Genomic DNA, 22,215 nt, shown 5'->3' with positions numbered 1-22,215 from the left:
CCAAGCTTCTATCGAAGATCTAGCGATCTTATTTTTTCTTACCGGCTTTACCTTCTTTGCGAAGGATCCGTTCGCCTTCGTACTTGATACCTTTGCCTTTATACGGCTCTGGTTCGCGCACGGCACGAATTTTTGCAGCTGTTGCGCCAACGAGTTCTTTGTCGATCCCCTTCACGATGATTTTCGTGTTGGATGGAACGTCGAATTCGATGCCGTTTTCCGGGTTGATTTCAACCGGATGGGAGTAGCCTACGTTCAGGACGAGCTTGTTGCCGCTTTTGTTTGCGCGGTAACCAACGCCTACGAGGTCGAGGGATTTCGAAAAGCCTTCCGTTACGCCGCTAACCATGTTGGCCACGACACTGCGTGTCGTACCGTGCAGGGAGCGATGCAGCTTGTTGTCGGAAGGACGCTCAACGGAAATCTCGTTCTCCAGAACATTAATTTTCATATCTTTATGAAGCTCACGGCTCAGCGTACCTTTAGGACCGTTAACCGTGATCAGGGAATTGTCAAGCGTTACGTTAACACCACTTGGAATGGTGATTGGCTTGCGACCAATACGAGACATGTTTGCACCTCCATTCAATTACGATTGTATTACCAGACGTAGCAGAGAACCTCTCCGCCTGCTTTGGATTGACGAGCTTCTTTATCCGTCATAACGCCTTTGGACGTGGAGATGATAGCAATCCCCAGACCGCCCAGAACGCGAGGAACTTCTTGCGATTTCGTGTAAACGCGCAGACCAGGTTTGCTGATTCTCTTCAAACCGGAAATAACGCGCTCATTGTTCGAACCGTATTTCAGGAACAAACGAATGATACCTTGTTTGTTGTCCTCAACGTATTCGGCATCACGAATGAAGCCTTCCTTTTTGAGGATTTCTGCGATTTCCCGCTTGATTGTCGAAGCAGGGATCTCGACGGTCTCGTGACGAACAATGTTCGCATTACGGATGCGAGTCAACATATCTGCAATAGGATCTGACATGACCATTGTGTGTAAACCTCCTTCCCGAAAATAGGATGATTACCAGCTCGCTTTTTTCACGCCTGGAATCTGACCTTTGTATGCTAATTCACGGAAACAAATTCTGCAAATTTTAAACTTGCGAAGCACGGAATGCGGACGGCCGCAACGCTCGCAACGAGTATAGGCTTGCACTTTAAACTTCGGAGCACGCTGTTGCTTGATTTTCATCGAAGTTTTTGCCACTTGGTTTTTCCACCTCCTGAAAAGGTACGATTGACAACTTATTTCACGAATGGAGCACCGAGTTGCGTCAGCAGCTCACGAGCTTCTTCGTCGCTTTTCGCTGTAGTTACGATAACAATATCCATACCGCGCACTTTATCCACTTGATCGTATTCGATTTCCGGGAAGATCAACTGCTCTTTCAGGCCCAGTGTGTAGTTGCCACGACCGTCAAAAGCTTTGTTCGAAATACCGCGGAAGTCACGTACGCGAGGAAGCGCAACGTTGAAGAGCTTATCGAGGAAGTGATACATACGCTCGCCGCGCAGGGTCACTTTCGCGCCGATTGGCATATTCTCACGGAGTTTGAAGCCCGCGATGGATTTTTTTGCTCTAGTGACAACAGGCTTTTGGCCCGAAATCTTTTGCAGATCCTCAACAGCTGTGTCAAGCACCTTCGAGTTGGAAACCGCTTCGCCAACACCCATGTTGATGACGATTTTCTCGATTTTAGGTACTTGCATGACTGTAGTGTAGTTGAATTTTTGGATCAGCGCTGGTGTAATTTCGTTCAAATACCGATCTTTCATTCTTGCAGACATGTTTCAGTTGCCTCCTTTCCTGGCTTTTTGCTTAGTCGATCACTTCGCCGGATTTCACCGCTACGCGAACTTTTTTACCGTTATCCAATACTTTGTAGCCTACGCGAGTAGGTTTGCCGCTTTTCGGATCGATCAGCATCACGTTCGAAACGTGGATCGGAGCTTCCTGATTCAGGATGCCGCCTTGCGGATTTTGTTGGGAAGGTTTCGCATGTTTTTTCACCATGTTCACGCCTTCGACCAATACGCGGTTTTCACGAGGGTAAGCTGCGATGACGCGGCCTTTTTTCCCTTTGTCTTTGCCGGTGATTACAAAAACCGTATCGTCCTTTTTCACGTGCAGTTTATTGTTATGAGATTCGAGTCTCTTTTTTGTTCTTGGCATTGTCTTGTACACCTCCTACAAGCTTTCACATGAAAGCTGCTTCGTAAGCAATATCTTGGCCGTTCAATTAGATAACTTCCGGAGCCAGCGAAACGATTTTCATGAAGTCTCTGTCGCGCAGTTCGCGAGCAACTGGTCCGAAGATCCGCGTACCGCGAGGGCTCTTGTCGTCCTTCACGATTACCGCTGCGTTTTCGTCAAAAGAAATGTAGGAACCGTCTTTACGGCGAGCACCGCTCTTCGTACGAACGATAACTGCTTTTACAACGTCACCCTTTTTGACAACGCCGCCTGGTGTTGCTTCTTTTACCGAACAGATGATCAAATCACCAATATGGCCTACCCGACGTCCTGTACCACCGAGTACGCGAATGCACATCAGCTTTTTCGCACCGGAGTTGTCAGCTACGTTCAGACGAGATAATGGTTGAATCATCGTATTCCCTCCTTTCGGGGTTCATGCCTGAAATGTTTAGATAATTACTGCTTCTTCCACGATTTCAACCAGTCTCCAACGTTTGTCCTTGGAAATCGGTCTGGTTTCCATGATTTTCACCGTGTCGCCGATTTTGGCTTGGTTGTTCTCATCATGGGCCTTGAATTTTTTCGTGTATTTGATTCTCTTGTGATAGAGATCATGTTTTTTGTAGGTTTCAACAGCAACGACGATGGTCTTATCCATTTTGTCGCTGACTACTTTACCGACTTGCACTTTACGCTCATTGCGTTCAGCCATTGCGAGTCCTCCCTTCTAGATTTGGTTAACCGATCCCCAATTCTCTTTCACGCAAAACAGTCTTGGCACGAGCGATCTCTTTACGCAGATCGCGAATTTGAGTCGGGTTGTCCAATTGACCGGTAGCTAGTTGAAAACGGAGGTTGAAAAGCTCTTCCTTGAATCCGTTGACCTTTTGCTCGATTTCAGCAGTGGTTAAGTTGCGGAATTCACTAGCCTTCATTTGCTTCACCACCTACTTCGTCTCTTTTGACGAACTTCGTTTTGATCGGAAGCTTGTGGGCGGCAAGACGCATCGCTTCGCGAGCGATTTCTTCGCTAACGCCAGCAAGCTCGAACATGATTTTGCCGGGTTTTACTACGCAAACCCATTTTTCCACGTTACCTTTACCGCTACCCATCCGAACTTCAAGCGGCTTTTGCGTAATTGGCTTGGACGGGAAAATTTTGATCCATACTTTACCGCCCCGTTTGATGTAACGGGTCATGGCGATACGAGCGGCTTCGATTTGACGGTTCGTTACCCAAGCCGGCTCCAGCGCTTGCAGACCAAATTCGCCGAAGGACACTTCCGTGCCGCCTTTAGCGCGACCGGTCATGCTGCCGCGGTGTTCTTTACGATGCTTTACACGCTTTGGTACTAACATGATTAGTTATCTCCTTCCGGCTGAGCTTTCTTCTTAGCTGGCGGAAGCACTTCTCCACGATAAATCCATACTTTCACACCGATACGTCCGTATGTGGTATGAGCTTCTGCAGTACCGTAATCGATGTCTGCGCGAAGCGTATGAAGTGGAACGGTTCCTTCGCTATATCCTTCCGTACGAGCGATCTCGGCGCCACCAAGACGACCGCTGGTTGCAACTTTGATACCTTTGGCTCCGGATCTGATCGATCTTTGAATCGCTTGTTTCATTGCACGGCGGAAAGACACACGGCGCTCCAGCTGTTGTGCAATGCTTTCAGCGACCAGAATCGCGTCGAGATCGGCATTTTTGATTTCAGAGATGTTGATGTGAACCTTTTTGTTGGAGATGTTAGCGATCTGGTTACGGATCACTTCAACTTCTGCTCCGCCCTTACCGATGACCATACCTGGTTTCGCAGTATGAATCGTAACGTTGACGCGATTAGCGGCACGCTCGATGTCGATATGGGACACAGCCGAATCTTTCAATTTATTCTTCAAATATTCGCGGATTTTGACGTCTTCGAGCAGCAGCGTTCCGTACTCTTTATCCGATGCGTACCATTTCGACTCCCAATCGCGAATAATACCAATTCTAAGTCCTACCGGGCTGACTTTTTGACCCACACGTTATCCCTCCTTATTTCTCAGATACCACTAATGTAATGTGGCTGGTACGTTTGTTGATGCGGCTTGCACGACCCATTGCGCGTTGTTGGAACCGTTTCATGGTCGGCCCTTGGTTTACATATGCTTGGCTGATCACCAGCTTGCTTGTATCCAAGGAGTAGTTGTGCTCTGCATTGGCGATCGCAGAGTTCAGCAGTTTCTCCAGAATTGGAGAAGCAGCTTTCGGCGTGTGACGCAGAATTGCAATCGCATCGCCTACCGCTTTTCCCCGAATCAGGTCGATAACCAGTTGAACTTTACGAGGAGCAATCCGAGCATGGTTCAGAGCTGCTTTAGCTTGTTGCATGGTAGTACCTCCTCTCAATCAAAAGTGCAATTAGCGTTTTCCTGTTTTCTTATCGTCGTCGTGGCCTTTGTAAGTACGAGTTGGTGCGAACTCACCGAGCTTATGTCCAACCATATCTTCCGTAACGTACACCGGCACGTGTTTTTTACCATCATATACCGCAAAAGTGTGGCCAACGAACTGCGGGAAAATTGTAGAACGACGCGACCAGGTTTTCACAACGACTTTCTTGTTGGAAGTGTTCAAGTCTTCTACCTTTTTCAGCAAATAGCCATCAATAAACGGACCTTTTTTCAAGCTGCGTCCCATTGATGAACCTCCCTTCCATGAACCTCGCGATTATAAATTTGATTACTTCGTACGGCGGCGTACGATGTATTTGTCGGATGCTTTGCCTTTTTTACGGGTTTTGTAACCGAGCGTCGGCTTGCCCCAAGGAGACATTGGCGACTTCCGTCCGATTGGCGCACGGCCTTCACCACCACCGTGTGGGTGATCGTTAGGGTTCATGACAACGCCGCGAACTTCTGGACGTTTGCCCAACCAGCGGTTACGGCCGGCTTTACCGATTTTCACGAGCTCGTGGTCTTCGTTGCCTACGGAACCGATCGTTGCGCGGCAAACTTTCAGTACCTTACGAACTTCACCGGAAGAAAGACGGATCGTTGCGTATTGCTCTTCTTTACCGAGCAGCTGAGCTTCTGTGCCTGCAGCGCGAACCATTTGTCCACCCTTGCCAGGTTTCAGCTCGATGTTGTGGATAACTGTACCTACCGGAATATTCTCCAGAGGAAGCGCGTTGCCCACTTTGATGTCTGCCGTCGGACCGGAAACGATTTGATCATTCACTTTCAGACCTTTAGGAGCAAGAATGTATCTTTTCTCCCCGTCTACGTAGTGGATCAAGGCGATGTTCGCCGAACGGTTTGGATCGTATTCGATCGTAGCAACGCGTCCTGGTATTCCGTCTTTCGTCCGCTTGAAGTCGATAATGCGGTATTTACGCTTATGTCCGCCACCTTGGTGACGAACCGTAATTTTACCTTGGTTGTTGCGGCCCGCTTTGTTGAAAAGAGGAGCAAGCAACGATTTCTCCGGTGTTGACGCAGTGATTTCTTCAAAAGTAGAAACCGACATAGCACGTCTGGCCGGCGAGGTTGGTTTATATTTTTTTACTGGCACTCTGAGTCCCTCCTTACTTTAGAAATGAATGTTATACCGTTTCAAAGAATTCCAGTTCCTTGCTCTCAGGGCTCAGGGCGACGATGGCTTTCTTCCATTCGGAAGTATAGCCGAAGTGACGACCGTAACGCTTAGGCTTAGCTGGCATTCTCAGTGTGTTTACACTCGTTACTTTCACTTTGAAGATCGCTTCGATCGCTTGTTTGATTTCCGTTTTGTTCGCGCGGATATCCACTTCGAATACGTACTTTTTGTTAGCCATCAGATCGCTTGTACGCTCAGTGATGATCGGGCGCTTGATAATGTCGCGTGGGTTCTTCATTGCGCAAGCACCTCCTCTACTTTCTGTACAGCGTCTTTCGTAATGATGAGCTTGTCATGCAGCATAACGTCCAGAACATTGATTCCGTCTGCAGCGACGAATTTCACGCCCGGGATGTTACGGCTGGAGAGCGCAATGTTGTCATCATGGCTTGCTGCCACAACAAGTGCTTTGCGTTCTACTTTCAGGTTGTTCAGGATCGCTGCGAAGTCTTTCGTTTTCGGAGCGTTCAACTGAAGCTGATCCAGAACGATAATTTCGCTGGCAATCACTTTGGAAGACAGAGCCGATTTGATGGCCAAACGGCGAACTTTCTTCGGCAGTTTGAAGCCGTAGCTGCGAGGTGTCGGTCCGAATACCGTACCGCCGCCTTTCCATTGTGGAGCGCGGATGCTGCCTTGACGAGCGCGACCTGTACCTTTTTGTTTCCAAGGTTTACGTCCGCCGCCGCGAACTTCGGAGCGTCCTTTTGTTTTGTGCGTGCCTTGACGCAGCGATGCTTGTTGCAAAACAACAGCTTGATGAAGCGCGTGTACGTGCGGCTCGATTCCGAAAACAACGTCGGAAAGCTCGACTTCGCCTACTTGTGCGCCGGATACGTTATATAAAGCTACTTTTGGCATCAGTTATTCCTCCTTTCTTACTTTTTAACAGCGGATTTCACGCTGACATAGCTATTTTTAGGTCCAGGAATGGAGCCTTTAACGAGCAAAACATTGCGCTCTGCATCCACCTTAACCACTTCAAGGTTTTGCAAAGTTACGGTTTCATGACCCATATGACCTGGCAGGTTTTTACCTTTCGGTACGCGGTTCGCTTGAATCGAACCCATCGAACCTGGACCGCGGTGGTAACGGGAGCCGTGCGCCATAGGTCCACGGGATTGGTTATGTCTTTTGATGTTACCTTGGAAGCCTTTACCCTTGGAAGTACCTGTTACATCAACGAATTCGCCTTCTGCGAACAGATCCGCTTTCAGTTCCTGGCCAACTTCATAATCAGCCAACTGAACGCCGCGAACTTCTTTAATGTAGCGCTTAGGGGCTGCTCCTGCTTTTTTCGCATGGCCCAGCTCTGGCTTAATGGCGTTTCTTTCTTTCTTATCATCAAAACCGATCTGGATCGCTTCGTAACCGTCGTTATCCACATCTTTCTTTTGAAGAACTACGCATGGTCCTGCTTGAATGACTGTCACTGGCACAACGTTACCGTCAGCTGTGAACACTTGCGTCATCCCAAGCTTTTTTCCTAAGATACCTTTCATCGTTGACACCTCTTTTCCTTCCTAAACGTGCATTCTAATGTGGGTATTACAGTTTGATTTCGATGTCTACACCAGACGGCAGATCCAGTCGCATGAGAGCATCGACCGTTTGCGGTGTAGGATTCACAATATCGATAAGACGCTTGTGCGTCCGCATTTCGAATTGCTCGCGAGAATCCTTGTACTTGTGAACCGCACGAAGAATCGTGATGATTTGCTTCTCAGTTGGAAGCGGAATCGGACCGGATACACCTGCACCGGAACGCTTGGCGGTTTCCACAATTTTTTCAGCGGATTGATCGATAATTCTGTGATCATACGCCTTCAAACGGATACGAATTTTTTGCTTTGCCATATAAGTCCCTCCTTCTATCGCCCAATTTAGTATCGGACATACTCCGCGAAAATCCCCTGACACCCTGGTTCATGGCAAAGGAGCCGGGTGTGTCAGCAACCTCTCGCATCATCGCAACGTCACAGACCAACGTTCACTATTATATAAAAAATAAAAACAAAAAGCAAGGAAAATGTCGGGCATTTGCACAAAAAAGAAAGCTCACCGCAAAAGCAGTGAGCGTTTCTTCTATATATATGAAGCGAATTACTTTTGGATCGTTGCAACGGCGCCTGCGCCTACTGTACGGCCGCCTTCGCGGATCGCGAAGCGAGTGCCTTCCTCGATGGCGATTGGCGAGATCAGTTCAACCGTAACGGTGATGTTGTCGCCTGGCATAACCATCTCAGTGCCTTCTGGCAGGTTGATGATGCCTGTTACGTCCGTTGTACGGAAGTAGAACTGTGGACGGTAGCCTGTGAAGAAAGGCTTATGACGGCCACCCTCTTCTTTAGTCAGAACGTAGATTTGAGCTGTAAAGTTCGTGTGTGGTTTAACGGAACCGACTTTCGCCAGAACTTGTCCACGCTCGATTTCTTTACGGTCAACACCGCGCAGCAGGGCGCCGATGTTGTCGCCGGCTTGAGCGGAGTCGAGTAATTTACGGAACATCTCTACGCCAGTTACGATACATTTACGAGTTTCTTCGTTCAGACCAACGATTTCAACTTCGTCTTGTACTTTAACTGTACCACGCTCTACGCGGCCTGTAGCAACCGTACCACGGCCTGTGATCGAGAATACGTCCTCGACTGGCATCAGGAAAGGCTTGTCAGTGTCGCGTTCTGGAGTCGGGATGTAAGTGTCGACTTGCTCGAACAGTTCAACGATTTTGTCGGCCCAAGGACCGTCTGGGTTTTGCAGAGCTTCACGAGCTGCGCCGCGGATGATCGGCGTGTCGTCGCCTGGGAACTCATATTCGTTGAGCAGGTCGCGAACTTCCATCTCAACCAGTTCCAGCAGCTCTTCGTCTTCAACCATGTCGCATTTGTTCAGGAATACGACGATGTAAGGTACGCCTACTTGGCGGGAGAGCAGGATGTGCTCGCGCGTTTGCGGCATAGGGCCGTCAGCTGCGGATACTACGAGAATCGCGCCGTCCATTTGCGCTGCGCCTGTGATCATGTTTTTAACATAGTCGGCGTGGCCTGGGCAGTCAACGTGTGCGTAGTGACGGTTTGGAGTTTCGTATTCAACGTGAGCTGTGGAGATTGTGATACCGCGCTCGCGCTCTTCTGGAGCTTTATCGATTTGGTCGAACGCTACAGCGGCACCGCCGTATCTTTTCGACAGAACTGTCGTAATAGCTGCAGTCAAAGTTGTTTTACCGTGGTCAACGTGACCGATTGTACCGATGTTAACATGCGGTTTATTACGTTCAAATTTAGCCTTTGCCATTTAAACGATTCCTCCTTAAAATTAGCTGATAATTTTATTATTAAGCGCCTTTGCCCTTGGAAATGATTTCTTCCGCAATGGACTTAGGAACTTCTTCATAATGCGAGATTTCCATCGAGTAAACACCGCGACCTTGTGTTCTGGAACGAAGTGTTGTGGAGTAACCAAACATCTCCGACAGAGGCACCTTGGCACGAATGATTTGCGCGCCATGACGGCTGTCCATACCTTCGATGCGTCCACGGCGGGAGTTCAGGTCACCCATAACATCGCCCATGTACTCTTCAGGTACAGTAACTTCTACCTTCATGATTGGCTCAAGCAGCACCGGCTTACATTTGTCTTTGGCGGCTTTAAGGGCCATCGAACCTGCGATTTTGAACGCCATTTCGTTGGAGTCAACATCGTGGTAAGAACCGTCGACAACGGTCGCTTTGATATCAACGAGCGGGAAGCCGGCGATAACGCCGTTTTTCATCGACTCTTCGATACCTGCTTGAATTGGGGCGATGTATTCTCTAGGAATGGAACCACCCACGATTTTGCTTTCGAATACGAAACCTGCGCCGGCTTCTTGCGGCTCGAACTCCACCCAACAATGTCCGTATTGACCACGGCCACCGGATTGGCGCACGAACTTGCCTTCCACTTTCGCAGCTGCACGGAATGTTTCTCTGTAAGCAACCTGCGGTTTACCCACATTGGTTTCTACTTTGAACTCGCGAAGCATACGGTCAACGAGAATCTCGAGGTGAAGCTCACCCATACCGGCAATAATCGTTTGACCTGTCTCTTCGTCCGTGTGCGCGCGGAACGTTGGATCTTCTTCAGCCAGCTTTTGCAGCGCGATACCCATTTTATCTTGGTCGGCTTTCGTCTTCGGTTCAACAGCAAGCTGAATAACCGGTTCAGGGAAGTTCATCGACTCCAGAATAACTGGGTTTTTCTCGTCGCAAAGCGTATCGCCTGTCGTTGTATCTTTCAGACCAACAGCTGCCGCGATATCACCGGAGTATACCTCGCTGATTTCTTGACGGCTATTTGCATGCATTTGCAGGATACGGCCTACGCGCTCACGTTTGCCCTTCGTTGCATTGAGCACATAAGAACCGGAGCTCAATACGCCGGAGTACACGCGGAAGAACGTAAGACGGCCCACGAATGGGTCTGTCATGATTTTGAACGCCAAAGCGGAGAACGGCTGATCATCGGCAGATTTGCGGATTACTTCCGTTCCGTCTTCCAGAACGCCTTTGATGTCAGGAACATCAATTGGCGCAGGCAGGTAATCGATAACGGCATCCAGCATCAATTGCACGCCTTTGTTTCTGTAAGAGGAGCCGGCGATAACCGGGAAGATTTTCACTTCGCAAACGCCTTTGCGGAGCGCTGCTTTGATCTCGGCAATTGTGAGCTCTTCGCCTTCGAGATATTTCATGGTCAGCTCTTCGTCGAGCTCAGCCACTTTCTCTACCAGTTCAAGTCTCAGTTCTGCCACTTTGTCTTTGAACTCGGCCGGTACATCCACTTTCTCGATGTCTTTGCCCAGATCGTCTTTGTACATGTAAGCAACTTCTTCAACCAGGTCGATGATGCCTTTGAACTCGTTCTCGGCGCCGATCGGCAATTGAATAGCTACTGCGTTTGCGCCAAGCTTGGCGCGCATGGAATCGACTACGCCGAGGAAGTCGGCGCCGATGATATCCATTTTGTTTACGTATGCGATCCGAGGAACGCCGTAACGGTCAGCTTGTCTCCAAACTGTTTCCGATTGCGGCTCAACGCCCTCTTTTGCGCTGAATACGCCAACTGCTCCGTCCAATACACGCAGGGAGCGCTCTACCTCAACGGTAAAGTCAACGTGCCCCGGGGTGTCAATAATATTGATGCGGTGACCATTCCATTGCGCTGTCGTCGCGGCGGAAGTAATCGTAATTCCGCGCTCCTGCTCTTGCTCCATCCAGTCCATCGTCGCTGCACCTTCGTGCACTTCGCCGATTTTGTGTACCCGGCCTGTATAGTACAAGATCCGCTCTGTCGTTGTCGTTTTACCGGCATCAATATGAGCCATAATCCCGATATTGCGTGTATTTTTTAAGGAGAACTCTCTAGCCATAGATGTGTGACTCTCCTTTCAAAACAAATTTTAATCCTACCAGCGGTAGTGAGCAAACGCTTTGTTCGCTTCAGCCATTTTGTGCGTGTCTTCACGCTTTTTGACCGAAGAACCGGTGTTGTTGCTGGCATCGATAATTTCGAAAGCCAGTCTCTCTTCCATCGTTTTCTCACCGCGCAGGCGGGAGTAGTTTACGAGCCAACGCAGACCAAGCGTTGTACGGCGCTCAGGCTTCACTTCGATCGGCACTTGGTAGTTCGCGCCGCCTACACGGCGTGCTTTTACTTCCAGAACCGGCATGATGTTCTTGATTGCTTGCTCGAACACTTCCATCGGCTCTTTGCCAGTGCGATCCTTCACGAGATTAAAAGCGTTGTACAAGATGGACTGAGCCACCCCTCTTTTTCCGTCGATCATGATACGGTTGATCAAACGAGTAACAAGCTTGCTATTGTAAATCGGATCTGGCAATACGTCTCTGCGGGTAACGGGACCTTTACGAGGCATAGTTATCCCCCTTTCTTGAAAGAATCATCCTTCAATAAATGTAGTTCTTATTTTTTGACTTTCGGACGTTTCGTACCGTATTTGGAACGAGCTTGTTTGCGGTTGTTGACGCCGGAAGTATCCAGCGCGCCACGAACGATGTGATAACGGACACCCGGAAGATCTTTTACCCGGCCGCCACGGATCAGCACGACGCTGTGCTCCTGCAGGTTATGACCGATACCTGGAATGTAAGCAGTCACCTCTACACGGTTCGTCAAGCGTACACGAGCGTATTTACGAAGAGCGGAGTTAGGCTTCTTAGGAGTCATTGTACCTACACGGGTACAAACACCGCGTTTTTGAGGAGCGCTCAAATCGGTTTGTTCTCTTTTCAAAGCGTTAAAGCCCTTCTGTAAAGCCGGGGACTTGGATTTGTCCACCTTCGCTTCGCGACCTTTACGTACTAATTGGTTAATTGTTGGCATATCGCCACCTCCTCCCTAAATGTGTAACAGCAAATCAGATTCAAGCCCACAGATCCAGGCGAGTCGTAAATGAGCAAAGGAAAAGTTTTCGCTGCGGGCTTCCTTCCGAATTCGCCAAGCGCATCCGTCCGGCTCCGTCAACCAAAACGCTCTGACTTTCATTCACTTACAACAGCTGCTACGGCAGCTCCAACTTCAATTCCGCATGCTTTTCCAAGCAACTTCATAGAATCAACGACCGTGACTGGCACGCCCGTCTTCTTGCAGAGGGCTACGAGCTTTATCGTTATTCGCGGATCTGCATCGTCGGCTACAAAGACTTCCAGAGCAACGCCCTGTTCCACCATCTTTGTCACTTTCTTCGTACCGATACTGATGTTCTTTGCCTGTTTGACTTTATCGTAAGACATGTGACCACATCCCTCTCCAAAGCCCAGAAAAGAGTAGCATCTTAGGCACACTACGATATATTAGCATTTCAAAAAAGCAGTGTCAAGATTTTACTTGACTTCAACAAAATCTTTATGAACATAAATCGAACGGGAGCATCGGTCTTGACAGACCGTCTGCTTCCCGTTCGACATGCCAACTGTTTATTCGACAGCAACGGTTTCTTTTTCTACATTCTCATCGACAACAACTTCCTCATTCGGATCCTTGATGCGAATGTTGCGGTAGCGCGCCATGCCGGTACCGGCCGGAATCAGCTTACCGATGATGACATTCTCTTTAAGGCCGAGGAGCTGGTCGACTTTACCTTTGATCGCTGCATCGGTCAGGACGCGTGTCGTCTCCTGGAACGAGGCTGCGGACAGGAAGGAGTCGGTTTCCAGCGACGCTTTCGTAATACCGAGCAGGATCGGCTTCGCAACCGCCGGCTCGTTGCCCGAGAACAGCGCTACTTTGTTGGCTTCCTCGTATTCATGAATGTCTACGAACGAGCCAGGGAGCAGCGTCGTGTCTCCAGCGTCGACGATACGGATTTTGCGCAGCATCTGACGCACCATCACTTCGATGTGCTTGTCGTTGATTTCTACGCCCTGGTTCCGGTAAACGCGCTGAACTTCTTGCAGGATATAGTTCTGCACGCCGCGGATGCCCTTGATGCGCAGCATATCTTTCGGGTCGATCGAACCTTCGGTCAGCTCGTCGCCCGCCTCGATTTGCATATTCGCGGATACACGGATTCGGGAGCCGTAAGGAACGGCATACGTCTTGGATTCCGCTTCGCCTTGAACTTCAATTTCGCGGCGATCCTTCGCTTCGCGAATTTCTTTCACGACGCCGTCGATCTCGGAGATGATCGCTTGACCTTTTGGATTCCGCGCTTCGAAAAGCTCTTGAATCCGCGGCAAACCTTGTGTAATATCATCGCCGGCAACGCCGCCGGTATGGAACGTACGCATCGTGAGCTGCGTTCCTGGCTCACCGATCGACTGGGCCGCGATAATGCCTACCGCTTCGCCAATCTCTACATGTTGGCCCGTTGCCAGGTTACGGCCATAGCATTTTTTACATACGCCATGACGCGAACGGCAGCTCAATACGGAACGAATCTGCAGCTTTTCAATGCCTGCTTGAATAATCGCATCCGCGGTATTGGCTTCGATCAGCTCATTGCGATGAACGATGACTTCGCCGGTTTTCGGATGACGAATCGTTTCAAATACGTAGCGTCCTTCAATACGGTCGTAGAGATCCTCGATGACCTCTTTACCATCCTGAATTTTGCTTACGGTAAAGCCTTTATCCGTGCCGCAATCGTCATCGCGAACGATAACGTCCTGAGCAACGTCGACCAGACGGCGGGTCAAGTAACCCGAGTCCGCGGTCCGCAGCGCCGTATCGGCCAGACCTTTCCGCGCGCCGTGGGTGGAAATAAAGTACTCCAATACCGTCAGGCCTTCACGGAAATTCGATTTGATCGGCAGCTCGTAAATCCGTCCGGTTGGCGTAGCCATCAGACCGCGCATGCCGCCCAGCTGGGTGATCTGCGATTTGTTACCCCGCGCTTTGGACTCGACCATCATGTTGATCGAATTGTATTTGTCGAGGGACTTCATCAGAATCTCGGTGATTTCGTCCTTCGCTTTGCTCCAAATTGCAATAACGCGCTCATAACGCTCGTCGTCGGTAATCAGACCACGGCGGTACTGGTTCGTCACTACGCGTACTTTCTCTTCGCACTCGCGCAAAATGCCTTCCTTCTCGGTCGGCACCACAACGTCGGCAACCGCAACGGTAATACCGGCTTTTGTGGAGTACGTGAAGCCAAGCTCCTTGATTTTATCAAGAATAACCGACGTTTGCGTGGTGTGATATTTGCGGAAGCATTCGGCAATGATCGTACCGAGGTACTCTTTGCCTACCGCTTTATTCTCCGGCATTTCCTGCATGATCGCATGCAGATCGGCACCTTTTTCAAACACAAAATGCGAATCCGGAATGCCGTTCAGCAGGTTGATCTTGGTCGGCTCGTTGATATATGGGAAATCGCTTGGGAAAATTTCGTTGAAAATGACTTTGCCGATCGTCGTGATCAGCATCGCTTCCTGCTGGGCAGGAGTGAAGCTCGTTTTGTTCAGCACCTTCGCCGGAATCGCTACGCGCGCATGCAGCGCCGATTTGCCCGACTGGTAAGCGGAAACGGCTTCGTGAACGGAACGCAGCACACTGCCTGCGCCTCTGGCAAATTTGTTGTCCGTTGTCAGGTAGAAGCTGCCGAGCACCATGTCCTGGGACGGGGTAACGACCGGCTTGCCGTCTTTCGGGTTCAAAATGTTGCCGGATGCCAGCATCAGCACGCGTGCTTCCGCTTGGGCTTCCGAAGACAGAGGTACGTGCACGGCCATTTGGTCGCCGTCAAAGTCGGCATTGTACGCCGTACAAACGAGCGGATGCAGCTTGATGGCGCGGCCTTCGACCAGAATCGGCTCAAACGCCTGAATGCCCAGTCTATGCAGCGTGGGGGCACGGTTCAAGAGAACCGGATGCTCCTTGATCACTTCTTCCAGCACGTCCCAGACGTCCGGACTTACGCGTTCGACTTTGCGCTTCGCGCTTTTGATGTTATGAGCAAGACCTTTGTTCACCAGCTCTTTCATCACGAAAGGCTTGAACAGCTCCAATGCCATTTCCTTAGGCAGACCGCATTGGTACATCTTCAGGTTCGGACCTACGACGATAACGGAACGACCGGAGTAGTCCACGCGTTTGCCGAGCAGGTTTTGCCGGAAGCGGCCTTGTTTACCTTTGAGCATATGGCTGAGCGATTTCAGCGGACGGTTGCCCGGTCCTGTAACCGGTCTGCCGCGGCGGCCGTTGTCGATCAAAGCATCGACGGCTTCCTGCAGCATCCGTTTCTCGTTCTGGACGATGATGTCCGGCGCGCCGAGGTCCAGCAGTCTTTTCAGACGGTTGTTCCGGTTAATCACGCGACGGTACAGATCGTTCAAGTCGGAAGTCGCAAAGCGGCCGCCGTCGAGTTGAACCATCGGACGAAGCTCGGGAGGGATGACCGGCAATACGTCGAGCACCATCCACTCCGGCATATTTTTGGAGTTACGGAACGCTTCCATAACCTCCAGACGTTTGATCGCGCGGTTACGCCGCTGACCTTGCGCCGTTTTCAGTTCTTCTTTCAGCGTATCGACCTCGCGGTCGATGTCGATATCCTGCAGCAGCTTTTTGACCGCTTCCGCGCCCATGCCGGCTTGGAAGGCGTATCCGTATTTCTCGCGGTAGCTGCGGTATTCTTTTTCCGACAACAGCTGTTTCTTCTCCAACGGCGTATCGCCAGGATCGGTCACAACGTAGGAGGCAAAATAAATAATTTCTTCCAGGGAGCGCGGAGACATATCGAGCGCAAGGCCCATACGGCTTGGAATCCCTTTGAAATACCAGATGTGGGACACAGGAGCGGCCAGCTCGATATGGCCCATCCGCTCGCGGCGAACCTTCTGGCGCGTCACTTCAACGCCGCAACGATCACAAACGACACCTTTGTAACGAACGCGTTTGTACTTGCCGCAATGACATTCCCAGTCTTTGGTCGGCCCGAAGATTTTCTCGCAAAAGAGACCTTCTTTCTCGGGCTTTAAGGTTCTGTAGTTAATCGTTTCGGGCTTCTTGACTTCGCCGCGGGACCAGGAACGAATCTTTTCCGGCGATGCCAAACCGATTTTCATAAACTCGAAGTTGTTAACGTCCATCAAGGAGCAACCCTCCTTAAAAATTTAAGCCTTGCCATTAAGCTAAGCAGGTCTGGTGCGCTGCGCTGCTGTTTATTCGGCTCCCATTTCGGCGCCTTCCAAATTCAAGTTCAGTTTGTCGCTGGTCACTTCGTCCTCGTCATCCATTTCCTTCATTTCGATCTCTTCTTCGTTGCCGGACAGGATCTTGACGTCCATACCCAAGCTTTGAAGCTCTTTGATCAAAACCTTGAACGATTCCGGTACGCCCGGCTCCGGCACGTTCTCACCCTTGACGATCGACTCGTACGTCTTCACCCGACCAACAACGTCATCGGATTTGACCGTAAGAATTTCCTGCAGCGTATAAGCTGCGCCGTAGGCTTCAAGCGCCCAAACTTCCATCTCCCCGAAGCGCTGTCCGCCGAATTGAGCTTTACCGCCCAATGGCTGCTGCGTAACGAGCGAGTAAGGACCTGTAGAGCGCGCATGGATTTTGTCGTCAACCATGTGCGCGAGCTTGATCATATACATGACGCCGACCGTTACTTCGCGTTCAAACGGTTCGCCTGTACGTCCGTCGAACAGCAGCGTTTTACCGTTGCGCTGCATGCCGGCTTCTTCCATTGCATTAAATACGTCGTTCTCACGCGCACCGTCGAATACCGGCGTAGCCGTGTGAATACCGAGATATTTGGCGGCCATGCCCAAGTGAACCTCAAGCACCTGACCGATGTTCATCCGTGAAGGAACGCCCAGCGGGTTCAATACGACTTCAACCGGCGTACCGTCCGGCAGGAACGGCATATCCTCTTCCGGCAGGATGCGGGCGATAACCCCTTTGTTACCGTGACGCCCGGCCATTTTATCGCCTTCGGAAATTTTCCGTTTTTGCGCGATGTACACGCGAACGAGTTGATTCACGCCCGGAGGCAGCTCATCGCCGTTCTCGCGGGTGAACACCTTCACGTCGACGACAATGCCGTCCGTACCATGCGGCACGCGCAGCGAGGTATCGCGAACTTCACGGGCTTTTTCGCCGAAAATCGCATGCAGCAAGCGTTCTTCCGCTGTCAGCTCCGTTACGCCCTTAGGCGTTACTTTACCGACCAGGATGTCGCCGGCGCCGATTTCCGCACCGACGCGGATAATGCCGCGCTCGTCGAGATTTTTCAGCGCGTCTTCACCGACATTCGGGATATCGCGTGTAATTTCTTCTGGTCCGAGCTTCGTATCGCGCGCTTCGGACTCGTATTCCTCAATGTGAATCGACGTGTACACGTCTTCTTTCACCAGCTTCTCGCTTAGCAGGATCGCATCCTCGTAGTTGTAACCTTCCCAAGTCATGAAGGCAACGACGACGTTGCGGCCCAATGCCAATTCACCTTGCTCGGTCGAAGGACCGTCCGCGAGAATATCGCCGGCTTTGACAAGCTGGCCCTTCTTGATAATCGGCCGCTGGTTGATGCACGTTCCTTGGTTGGAACGCATAAATTTGTGCAGCTTGTATTTGACAATGTTGCCGTTCACCAGCTTGCCGTCCACACTTTCCTGACGGCGCAGCCAAATTTCATTCGCGGCAGCTTTTTCAATAATTCCATCGAATTTGGATACAATACATACTCCCGAGTCCTTGGCCGCCTTATGCTCCATGCCGGTGCCGACGAGCGGCGCTTTCGGAATCAACAGCGGAACGGCCTGCCGCTGCATGTTCGAGCCCATGAGCGCACGGTTCGAGTCATCGTTCTCCAGAAACGGAATGAGCGCTGTCGCCACGGAAACGACCTGCTTCGGCGAAACGTCCATGTAATCGACACGGTCGATCGGCAGCGTCAGGATGTCGTCTTTGTAACGGACAATGACGGAATCCTCAGCAAACTTGCCCTCTTCGGTCAAAATGGCGTTCGCTTGCGCGATGACGTAGTTATCTTCTTCATCCGCTGTCAGATACGCGATCTGCTCCGTCACGATACCCGTTTTCGGATCGACCCAGCGGTAAGGGGCTTCCATAAAGCCATATTCGTTAATGCGGGCAAACGTCGACAAGGAGTTGATCAAGCCGATGTTCGGACCCTCCGGTGTCTCGATCGGGCACATCCGTCCATAGTGGGAGTGATGCACGTCGCGAACTTCGAAGCCGGCGCGCTCCCGCGTCAAGCCACCCGGTCCGAGTGCGGACAAACGACGCTTATGCGTCAGCTCGGCCAGCGGATTCGTCTGGTCCATAAACTGCGACAGCTGCGAGCTGCCGAAAAACTCTTTAATCGAAGCAATTACTGGCCGAATGTTGATCAGCGCTTGCGGCGTAATTACGTTTGCGTCTTGAATGGACATCCGCTCGCGGACTACGCGCTCCATCCGGGACAAACCGATGCGGAACTGGTTCTGCAGCAGCTCGCCTACGGAACGCAAGCGACGGTTGCCCAAGTGGTCGATATCGTCCGTGCTGCCAATGCCGTGCAGCAGGTTAATGAAGTAGTTGATCGACGAAATAATGTCGGCTGGAGTAATGTTTTTGACGGTTTTGTCAATCACGCCGTTCGAGATGACTTTGACGACCTTGCCGTCTTCAATCGGTGAATACACATCGATACATTGCACCGGAATCGTGTCTTCGCCGGTTACCCCGTTCGGAATTGAATAACCACGGGAACCCGCGCCTTTTTCCAGGAAAGGCAAAATTTCATCCAGTGCCCGGCGGTCCAGGAGCTGACCGGCTTCCGCCACGATTTCGCCCGTTTCCGGATCGACGATCGTTTCAGCCAGACGCTGGTTGAACAGACGGTTTTTGATGTGCAGCTTTTTATTGATTTTGTAGCGGCCTACGTTGGCCAAATCGTAACGCTTGGGATCGAAGAAACGCGCAACCAGCAAGCTGCGGGCGTTATCCAGCGTCGGCGGTTCGCCCGGACGAAGACGCTCGTAAATCTCGATCAACGCTTTGTCGGTCGAGTCTGTGTTATCTTTATCAAGCGTATTGCGGATGTACTCATCGTCGCCCAGCAGATCGAGAATCTCGGCATCGGTCCCAAAGCCCAACGCGCGCAGCAGCACGGTTACAGGGATTTTGCGGGTACGGTCGATACGTACATAGATGATATCCTTCGCGTCGGTCTCAAGCTCAAGCCATGCGCCGCGGTTCGGAATGACGGTAGCGGTATAAGTTTTTTTGCCGTTCTTATCCACTTTCGTGCTATAATAAACGCTAGGTGAACGAACGAGCTGGGAGACAATAACGCGTTCCGCGCCGTTAATAATGAAGGTACCCGTTTCCGTCATGATCGGGAAGTCGCCCATGAATACTTCTTGTTCCTTGACCTCGCCGGTCTCCTTGTTGATCAAGCGAACCTTGACCCGGAGCGGCGCAGCATAAGTCACGTCACGCTCTTTGGAGTCATCTACCGTATACTTGGGTTCGCCCAAGCTGTAGTCGATAAACTCAAGCACCAAGTTCCCTGTAAAATCCTGAATCGGTGAGATATCCTGAAACATCTCGCGCAATCCCTCTTCCAAAAACCATTCATACGATTTTTGCTGGATTTCAATCAGGTTTGGAATGCCAAGCACCTCATTAATCCGTGCATAAGTCCTGCGTTTACGTCGTCCAAATTGAACAAGATGTCCCGCCAACTTTCATTCACCCCTCAAGTCTACTCAATAAATAAAAAAAGAAAGAAGAAAAACTTCTATCAACGTGCGCTCAGGACGCCTCCGTTAAGGAGCCCGTCCGAAATCAAGCGACTGTATGGATGGAGGTTTTTCTCTGTAGATCGGCATAGCGCTTCCATATTCTTCTTCTTATCCCATTAGGATAGCCTAAAACCCAACCCTTATACGTCACAGGTTAAAATTTTATTCATCTTCTGAGAAAAAAAGACTTGACATTTTTGTTAACTAAAGACACGCGTCCCATCTTAATACTGACATTTTTTAATGATATCATGTTTAGGAAGTCAAGTCAAACAATTTTCCACGAAAATCGTCGAAGATATTCTCTTTTCACCCGACCAAGCCACTTACCTGATTGCCCTCAGGATGCGGTAGCCCTTGTCCTTCGAGACTTCCGCCACTTCTCCGTAGATGCTTTCCAGCTTGGCCGCCGCTGACGGCGCGCCCTGTTTTTTTTGAATAACGACCCATAAGGAGCCGCCAGGCTGCAAGCAAGCGTACGCTTCGGCAAAAATACGATGGACCACTTCCTTGCCCGCACGGATGGGCGGATTGGTCATAATCAAGTCAAACCGCTGCTCCTTCACTGCTTCCAACAGATCGCTTTGGACGATGCGTACATTGGCAATTCCGTTGCGCCGCGCATTCGTCCGGGCCAGCTCCACTGCCCGTTCATTAATATCAACCATCGTGACATGGCCATCCGGGCAAGCCGCAGCGACTGCCAGCCCCATCGGCCCGTAGCCGCAGCCTACATCCAGCACCTTCGCGGCTGGCGGAAGCTCCACCGTTTCGATCAAATGACGGCTTCCGTAATCGACGCCTTTCTTGGAAAACACGCCGGCATCTGTTTGAAACGTAAACAAGCGGCCCCGGAGACGTTCCTGAATTTCATGGACGTCATGCTGCGCGGTGGGCTTTTGCGAATAGTAATGCTCTGACACCTGATCAGGTCCCTCCTTGTCATCGGCTCCCCGGCCGGAAGCCAACTTTTACCGTTCGGAAAATGCAGCAGCCCCGGGCTGCCCGTACACCTACCGCCGACCTTTCCGCACGGCAAAATGATGTATAAAAGACCCCTTGAAGCCAAGCTCCAAGAGGTCTGTTTGTAAGGCTATTACTTCACTTCTACAGTTGCGCCAGCTTCTGTCAGCTTCGCTTTTACTGCTTCTGCTTCGTCTTTGCCTACTTTTTCTTTGATTGGTTTCGGTGCGCCGTCTACCAGGTCTTTCGCTTCTTTCAGGCCGAGACCTGTGATTTCGCGAACAACTTTGATAACGTTGATTTTGGATGCGCCAGCGTTCGTCAGGATGACGTCGAACTCAGTTTGCTCAGCAACTTCTGCTGCGCCGCCGCCTGCTACTACAGCTACTGGAGCTGCTGCAGTTACGCCGAATTCTTCTTCGATTGCTTTCACCAGATCGTTCAGTTCCAAAACTGTCATGACTTTAATTGCTTCCAAGATTTGTTCTTTACTCATGGTTGAACCTCCATTATCATCGTAAAATTAGGATTTGGGTGAAAAAGATTAAGCTTGTGCGCCGCCTTCTTGTTTCTCAGCCACTGCTTTAACAGCAAGGGCGAAGTTGCGAACTGGCGCTTGGAGAACGCTAAGCAACATGGAGAGCAGACCTTCTCTGGACGGCAGGTCGGCAAGGGCTTTGATTTGATCATAGCCAACGACACGGCCTTCCACGATACCGGCTTTCACATTCAGATGCTCGTTCTTCTTCGCGAACTCGGTCAAGATTTTGGCAGGAGCGATGATGTCGTCTTTGCTGAACGCGATCGCAGTAGGACCAGTCAAATACTCGTCCAGCTCGCCCAGTTCAGCGCTAGCCGTAGCGCGTCTTGCCAATGTGTTCTTGAGAACGGTAAACTCGATGCCCGCTTCGCGCAGCGATTTGCGCAATTGGGTCACTTGAGCCACGTTCAGACCGCGGTAGTCGGTAACGATTGTGCAGGAGCTCGACTTCAACTTCTCAGCCACTTCTGCAACAACTTGCTCTTTCTCTGCGAGAACTTTTGCATTTGCCATGGGTACACCTCATTTCTTAAGCATGTATATCTGACTTGTACGCAAACAGTAGGACCAGGAGCATCTCTTATTGGACAATAAGAA

General features: G+C 50.6%; 27 protein-coding genes and 1 other annotated feature (1 of these 28 running past the window's edge). All 27 genes read right to left on the bottom strand.

Going from position 1 to position 22,215, the window contains the following annotated elements; genetic code table 11:
• Window positions 1-28: 28 nt before the first annotated feature.
• A complete protein-coding gene (gene rplF / locus B5M42_RS24500) occupies window positions 29-571 on the bottom strand; it encodes a 50S ribosomal protein L6 (protein ID WP_134756099.1) in 543 nt (180 codons plus the stop codon).
• Window positions 572-600: 29 nt separating this feature from the next.
• Complete coding sequence (gene rpsH / locus B5M42_RS24495; RefSeq protein ID WP_134756097.1) at window positions 601-999, bottom strand: 30S ribosomal protein S8; 399 nt, start codon at window positions 997-999, stop codon at window positions 601-603.
• Window positions 1,000-1,032: 33 nt separating this feature from the next.
• Window positions 1,033-1,218: a type Z 30S ribosomal protein S14 gene (locus tag B5M42_RS24490; RefSeq protein ID WP_113022649.1), complete on the bottom strand. Its 186-nt coding sequence runs from the start codon at window positions 1,216-1,218 to the stop codon at window positions 1,033-1,035.
• Between the two features lie 38 nt (window positions 1,219-1,256).
• Window positions 1,257-1,799 (bottom strand): 50S ribosomal protein L5, encoded by a 543-nt coding sequence (rplE, locus tag B5M42_RS24485; protein ID WP_134756095.1) that lies wholly within the window; start codon window positions 1,797-1,799, stop codon window positions 1,257-1,259.
• 31 nt (window positions 1,800-1,830) lie between these two features.
• Entirely contained in the window at window positions 1,831-2,184 is a 354-nt protein-coding gene (rplX, locus tag B5M42_RS24480) for a 50S ribosomal protein L24 (RefSeq protein ID WP_209280771.1), read from the bottom strand.
• A 67-nt stretch (window positions 2,185-2,251) separates the two neighbouring features.
• The gene (gene rplN / locus B5M42_RS24475) at window positions 2,252-2,620 is read right to left on the bottom strand and encodes a 50S ribosomal protein L14 (protein WP_134756093.1); all 369 of its coding nucleotides are present in this window, start codon (window positions 2,618-2,620) and stop codon (window positions 2,252-2,254) included.
• 36 nt (window positions 2,621-2,656) lie between these two features.
• Window positions 2,657-2,920: a 30S ribosomal protein S17 gene (gene rpsQ / locus B5M42_RS24470; RefSeq protein ID WP_134756091.1), complete on the bottom strand. Its 264-nt coding sequence runs from the start codon at window positions 2,918-2,920 to the stop codon at window positions 2,657-2,659.
• A gap of 25 nt (window positions 2,921-2,945) precedes the next feature.
• Window positions 2,946-3,143 (bottom strand): 50S ribosomal protein L29, encoded by a 198-nt coding sequence (gene rpmC / locus B5M42_RS24465; RefSeq protein WP_134756089.1) that lies wholly within the window; start codon window positions 3,141-3,143, stop codon window positions 2,946-2,948.
• The gene (gene rplP, locus B5M42_RS24460; RefSeq protein WP_134756087.1) at window positions 3,133-3,567 is read right to left on the bottom strand and encodes a 50S ribosomal protein L16; all 435 of its coding nucleotides are present in this window, start codon (window positions 3,565-3,567) and stop codon (window positions 3,133-3,135) included. The genes rpmC and rplP overlap by 11 nt, the downstream gene beginning before the upstream one ends.
• Before the next feature lie 2 nt (window positions 3,568-3,569).
• Window positions 3,570-4,235 (bottom strand): 30S ribosomal protein S3, encoded by a 666-nt coding sequence (rpsC, locus tag B5M42_RS24455; RefSeq protein WP_134756085.1) that lies wholly within the window; start codon window positions 4,233-4,235, stop codon window positions 3,570-3,572.
• Window positions 4,236-4,248: 13 nt separating this feature from the next.
• A complete protein-coding gene (gene rplV, locus B5M42_RS24450; protein WP_134756083.1) occupies window positions 4,249-4,584 on the bottom strand; it encodes a 50S ribosomal protein L22 in 336 nt (111 codons plus the stop codon).
• Between the two features lie 30 nt (window positions 4,585-4,614).
• Window positions 4,615-4,893, bottom strand: a complete 279-nt coding sequence (gene rpsS / locus B5M42_RS24445) for a 30S ribosomal protein S19 (protein ID WP_134756081.1) — start codon at window positions 4,891-4,893, stop codon at window positions 4,615-4,617.
• Between the two features lie 42 nt (window positions 4,894-4,935).
• The gene (gene rplB, locus B5M42_RS24440) at window positions 4,936-5,766 is read right to left on the bottom strand and encodes a 50S ribosomal protein L2 (RefSeq protein ID WP_134756079.1); all 831 of its coding nucleotides are present in this window, start codon (window positions 5,764-5,766) and stop codon (window positions 4,936-4,938) included.
• Between the two features lie 31 nt (window positions 5,767-5,797).
• The gene (gene rplW, locus B5M42_RS24435; RefSeq protein ID WP_134756077.1) at window positions 5,798-6,088 is read right to left on the bottom strand and encodes a 50S ribosomal protein L23; all 291 of its coding nucleotides are present in this window, start codon (window positions 6,086-6,088) and stop codon (window positions 5,798-5,800) included.
• On the bottom strand, window positions 6,085-6,711 hold the full coding sequence (gene rplD, locus B5M42_RS24430; protein ID WP_134756075.1) for a 50S ribosomal protein L4: 627 nt from the start codon (window positions 6,709-6,711) through the stop codon (window positions 6,085-6,087). The genes rplW and rplD overlap by 4 nt, the downstream gene beginning before the upstream one ends.
• A 17-nt stretch (window positions 6,712-6,728) precedes the next feature.
• Window positions 6,729-7,352, bottom strand: coding sequence for a 50S ribosomal protein L3 (rplC, locus tag B5M42_RS24425; protein ID WP_134756073.1), 624 nt, complete (start codon window positions 7,350-7,352; stop codon window positions 6,729-6,731).
• A gap of 46 nt (window positions 7,353-7,398) precedes the next feature.
• The gene (gene rpsJ, locus B5M42_RS24420; protein WP_028557496.1) at window positions 7,399-7,707 is read right to left on the bottom strand and encodes a 30S ribosomal protein S10; all 309 of its coding nucleotides are present in this window, start codon (window positions 7,705-7,707) and stop codon (window positions 7,399-7,401) included.
• A 246-nt stretch (window positions 7,708-7,953) separates the two neighbouring features.
• Window positions 7,954-9,144, bottom strand: coding sequence for an elongation factor Tu (gene tuf / locus B5M42_RS24415; RefSeq protein ID WP_134756071.1), 1,191 nt, complete (start codon window positions 9,142-9,144; stop codon window positions 7,954-7,956).
• Between the two features lie 40 nt (window positions 9,145-9,184).
• Entirely contained in the window at window positions 9,185-11,260 is a 2,076-nt protein-coding gene (fusA, locus tag B5M42_RS24410) for an elongation factor G (RefSeq protein WP_134756069.1), read from the bottom strand.
• A 36-nt stretch (window positions 11,261-11,296) separates the two neighbouring features.
• The gene (rpsG, locus tag B5M42_RS24405) at window positions 11,297-11,767 is read right to left on the bottom strand and encodes a 30S ribosomal protein S7 (protein ID WP_134756067.1); all 471 of its coding nucleotides are present in this window, start codon (window positions 11,765-11,767) and stop codon (window positions 11,297-11,299) included.
• Window positions 11,768-11,814: 47 nt separating this feature from the next.
• Window positions 11,815-12,234, bottom strand: a complete 420-nt coding sequence (rpsL, locus tag B5M42_RS24400; protein WP_134756065.1) for a 30S ribosomal protein S12 — start codon at window positions 12,232-12,234, stop codon at window positions 11,815-11,817.
• 158 nt (window positions 12,235-12,392) lie between these two features.
• Window positions 12,393-12,644, bottom strand: a complete 252-nt coding sequence (locus tag B5M42_RS24395; RefSeq protein ID WP_134756063.1) for a ribosomal L7Ae/L30e/S12e/Gadd45 family protein — start codon at window positions 12,642-12,644, stop codon at window positions 12,393-12,395.
• 183 nt (window positions 12,645-12,827) lie between these two features.
• Complete coding sequence (rpoC, locus tag B5M42_RS24390) at window positions 12,828-16,448, bottom strand: DNA-directed RNA polymerase subunit beta' (RefSeq protein WP_134756061.1); 3,621 nt, start codon at window positions 16,446-16,448, stop codon at window positions 12,828-12,830.
• Window positions 16,449-16,517: 69 nt separating this feature from the next.
• Window positions 16,518-20,054 (bottom strand): DNA-directed RNA polymerase subunit beta, encoded by a 3,537-nt coding sequence (rpoB, locus tag B5M42_RS24385; protein ID WP_134756059.1) that lies wholly within the window; start codon window positions 20,052-20,054, stop codon window positions 16,518-16,520.
• Between the two features lie 386 nt (window positions 20,055-20,440).
• Window positions 20,441-21,037 (bottom strand): class I SAM-dependent methyltransferase, encoded by a 597-nt coding sequence (locus tag B5M42_RS24380; protein WP_134756057.1) that lies wholly within the window; start codon window positions 21,035-21,037, stop codon window positions 20,441-20,443.
• Between the two features lie 173 nt (window positions 21,038-21,210).
• Window positions 21,211-21,573, bottom strand: a complete 363-nt coding sequence (rplL, locus tag B5M42_RS24375) for a 50S ribosomal protein L7/L12 (RefSeq protein ID WP_134756055.1) — start codon at window positions 21,571-21,573, stop codon at window positions 21,211-21,213.
• 48 nt (window positions 21,574-21,621) lie between these two features.
• The gene (gene rplJ / locus B5M42_RS24370; RefSeq protein ID WP_134756053.1) at window positions 21,622-22,131 is read right to left on the bottom strand and encodes a 50S ribosomal protein L10; all 510 of its coding nucleotides are present in this window, start codon (window positions 22,129-22,131) and stop codon (window positions 21,622-21,624) included.
• Between the two features lie 70 nt (window positions 22,132-22,201).
• Window positions 22,202-22,215 (bottom strand) — a sequence feature (ribosomal protein L10 leader region); it runs 140 nt beyond the window's last position.

It is taken from the genome of Paenibacillus athensensis (assembly GCF_004514475.2).
Lineage (GTDB): Bacteria > Bacillota > Bacilli > Paenibacillales > NBRC-103111 > Paenibacillus_AL > Paenibacillus_AL athensensis.
This window is presented reverse-complemented; position numbering and strand designations above follow the sequence as displayed.

Excerpts from the sequence above, each read along its gene's own strand:
- rplF (WP_134756099.1), bottom strand. The coding sequence starts at position 571 with ATGTCTCGTATTGGTCGCAAGCCAATCACCATTCCAAGTGGTGTTAAC.
- rpsH (WP_134756097.1), bottom strand. The coding sequence starts at position 999 with ATGGTCATGTCAGATCCTATTGCAGATATGTTGACTCGCATCCGTAAT.
- rplE (WP_134756095.1), bottom strand. The coding sequence starts at position 1,799 with ATGTCTGCAAGAATGAAAGATCGGTATTTGAACGAAATTACACCAGCG.
- rplX (WP_209280771.1), bottom strand. The coding sequence starts at position 2,184 with ATGCCAAGAACAAAAAAGAGACTCGAATCTCATAACAATAAACTGCAC.
- rplN (WP_134756093.1), bottom strand. The coding sequence starts at position 2,620 with ATGATTCAACCATTATCTCGTCTGAACGTAGCTGACAACTCCGGTGCG.
- rpsQ (WP_134756091.1), bottom strand. The coding sequence starts at position 2,920 with ATGGCTGAACGCAATGAGCGTAAAGTGCAAGTCGGTAAAGTAGTCAGC.
- rpmC (WP_134756089.1), bottom strand. The coding sequence starts at position 3,143 with ATGAAGGCTAGTGAATTCCGCAACTTAACCACTGCTGAAATCGAGCAA.
- rplP (WP_134756087.1), bottom strand. The coding sequence starts at position 3,567 with ATGTTAGTACCAAAGCGTGTAAAGCATCGTAAAGAACACCGCGGCAGC.
- rplV (WP_134756083.1), bottom strand. The coding sequence starts at position 4,584 with ATGCAACAAGCTAAAGCAGCTCTGAACCATGCTCGGATTGCTCCTCGT.
- rpsS (WP_134756081.1), bottom strand. The coding sequence starts at position 4,893 with ATGGGACGCAGCTTGAAAAAAGGTCCGTTTATTGATGGCTATTTGCTG.
- rplW (WP_134756077.1), bottom strand. The coding sequence starts at position 6,088 with ATGAAGAACCCACGCGACATTATCAAGCGCCCGATCATCACTGAGCGT.
- rplD (WP_134756075.1), bottom strand. The coding sequence starts at position 6,711 with ATGCCAAAAGTAGCTTTATATAACGTATCCGGCGCACAAGTAGGCGAA.
- rplC (WP_134756073.1), bottom strand. The coding sequence starts at position 7,352 with ATGAAAGGTATCTTAGGAAAAAAGCTTGGGATGACGCAAGTGTTCACA.
- rpsJ (WP_028557496.1), bottom strand. The coding sequence starts at position 7,707 with ATGGCAAAGCAAAAAATTCGTATCCGTTTGAAGGCGTATGATCACAGA.
- tuf (WP_134756071.1), bottom strand. The coding sequence starts at position 9,144 with ATGGCAAAGGCTAAATTTGAACGTAATAAACCGCATGTTAACATCGGT.
- fusA (WP_134756069.1), bottom strand. The coding sequence starts at position 11,260 with ATGGCTAGAGAGTTCTCCTTAAAAAATACACGCAATATCGGGATTATG.
- rpsG (WP_134756067.1), bottom strand. The coding sequence starts at position 11,767 with ATGCCTCGTAAAGGTCCCGTTACCCGCAGAGACGTATTGCCAGATCCG.
- rpsL (WP_134756065.1), bottom strand. The coding sequence starts at position 12,234 with ATGCCAACAATTAACCAATTAGTACGTAAAGGTCGCGAAGCGAAGGTG.
- B5M42_RS24395 (WP_134756063.1), bottom strand. The coding sequence starts at position 12,644 with ATGTCTTACGATAAAGTCAAACAGGCAAAGAACATCAGTATCGGTACG.
- rplL (WP_134756055.1), bottom strand. The coding sequence starts at position 21,573 with ATGAGTAAAGAACAAATCTTGGAAGCAATTAAAGTCATGACAGTTTTG.
- rplJ (WP_134756053.1), bottom strand. The coding sequence starts at position 22,131 with ATGGCAAATGCAAAAGTTCTCGCAGAGAAAGAGCAAGTTGTTGCAGAA.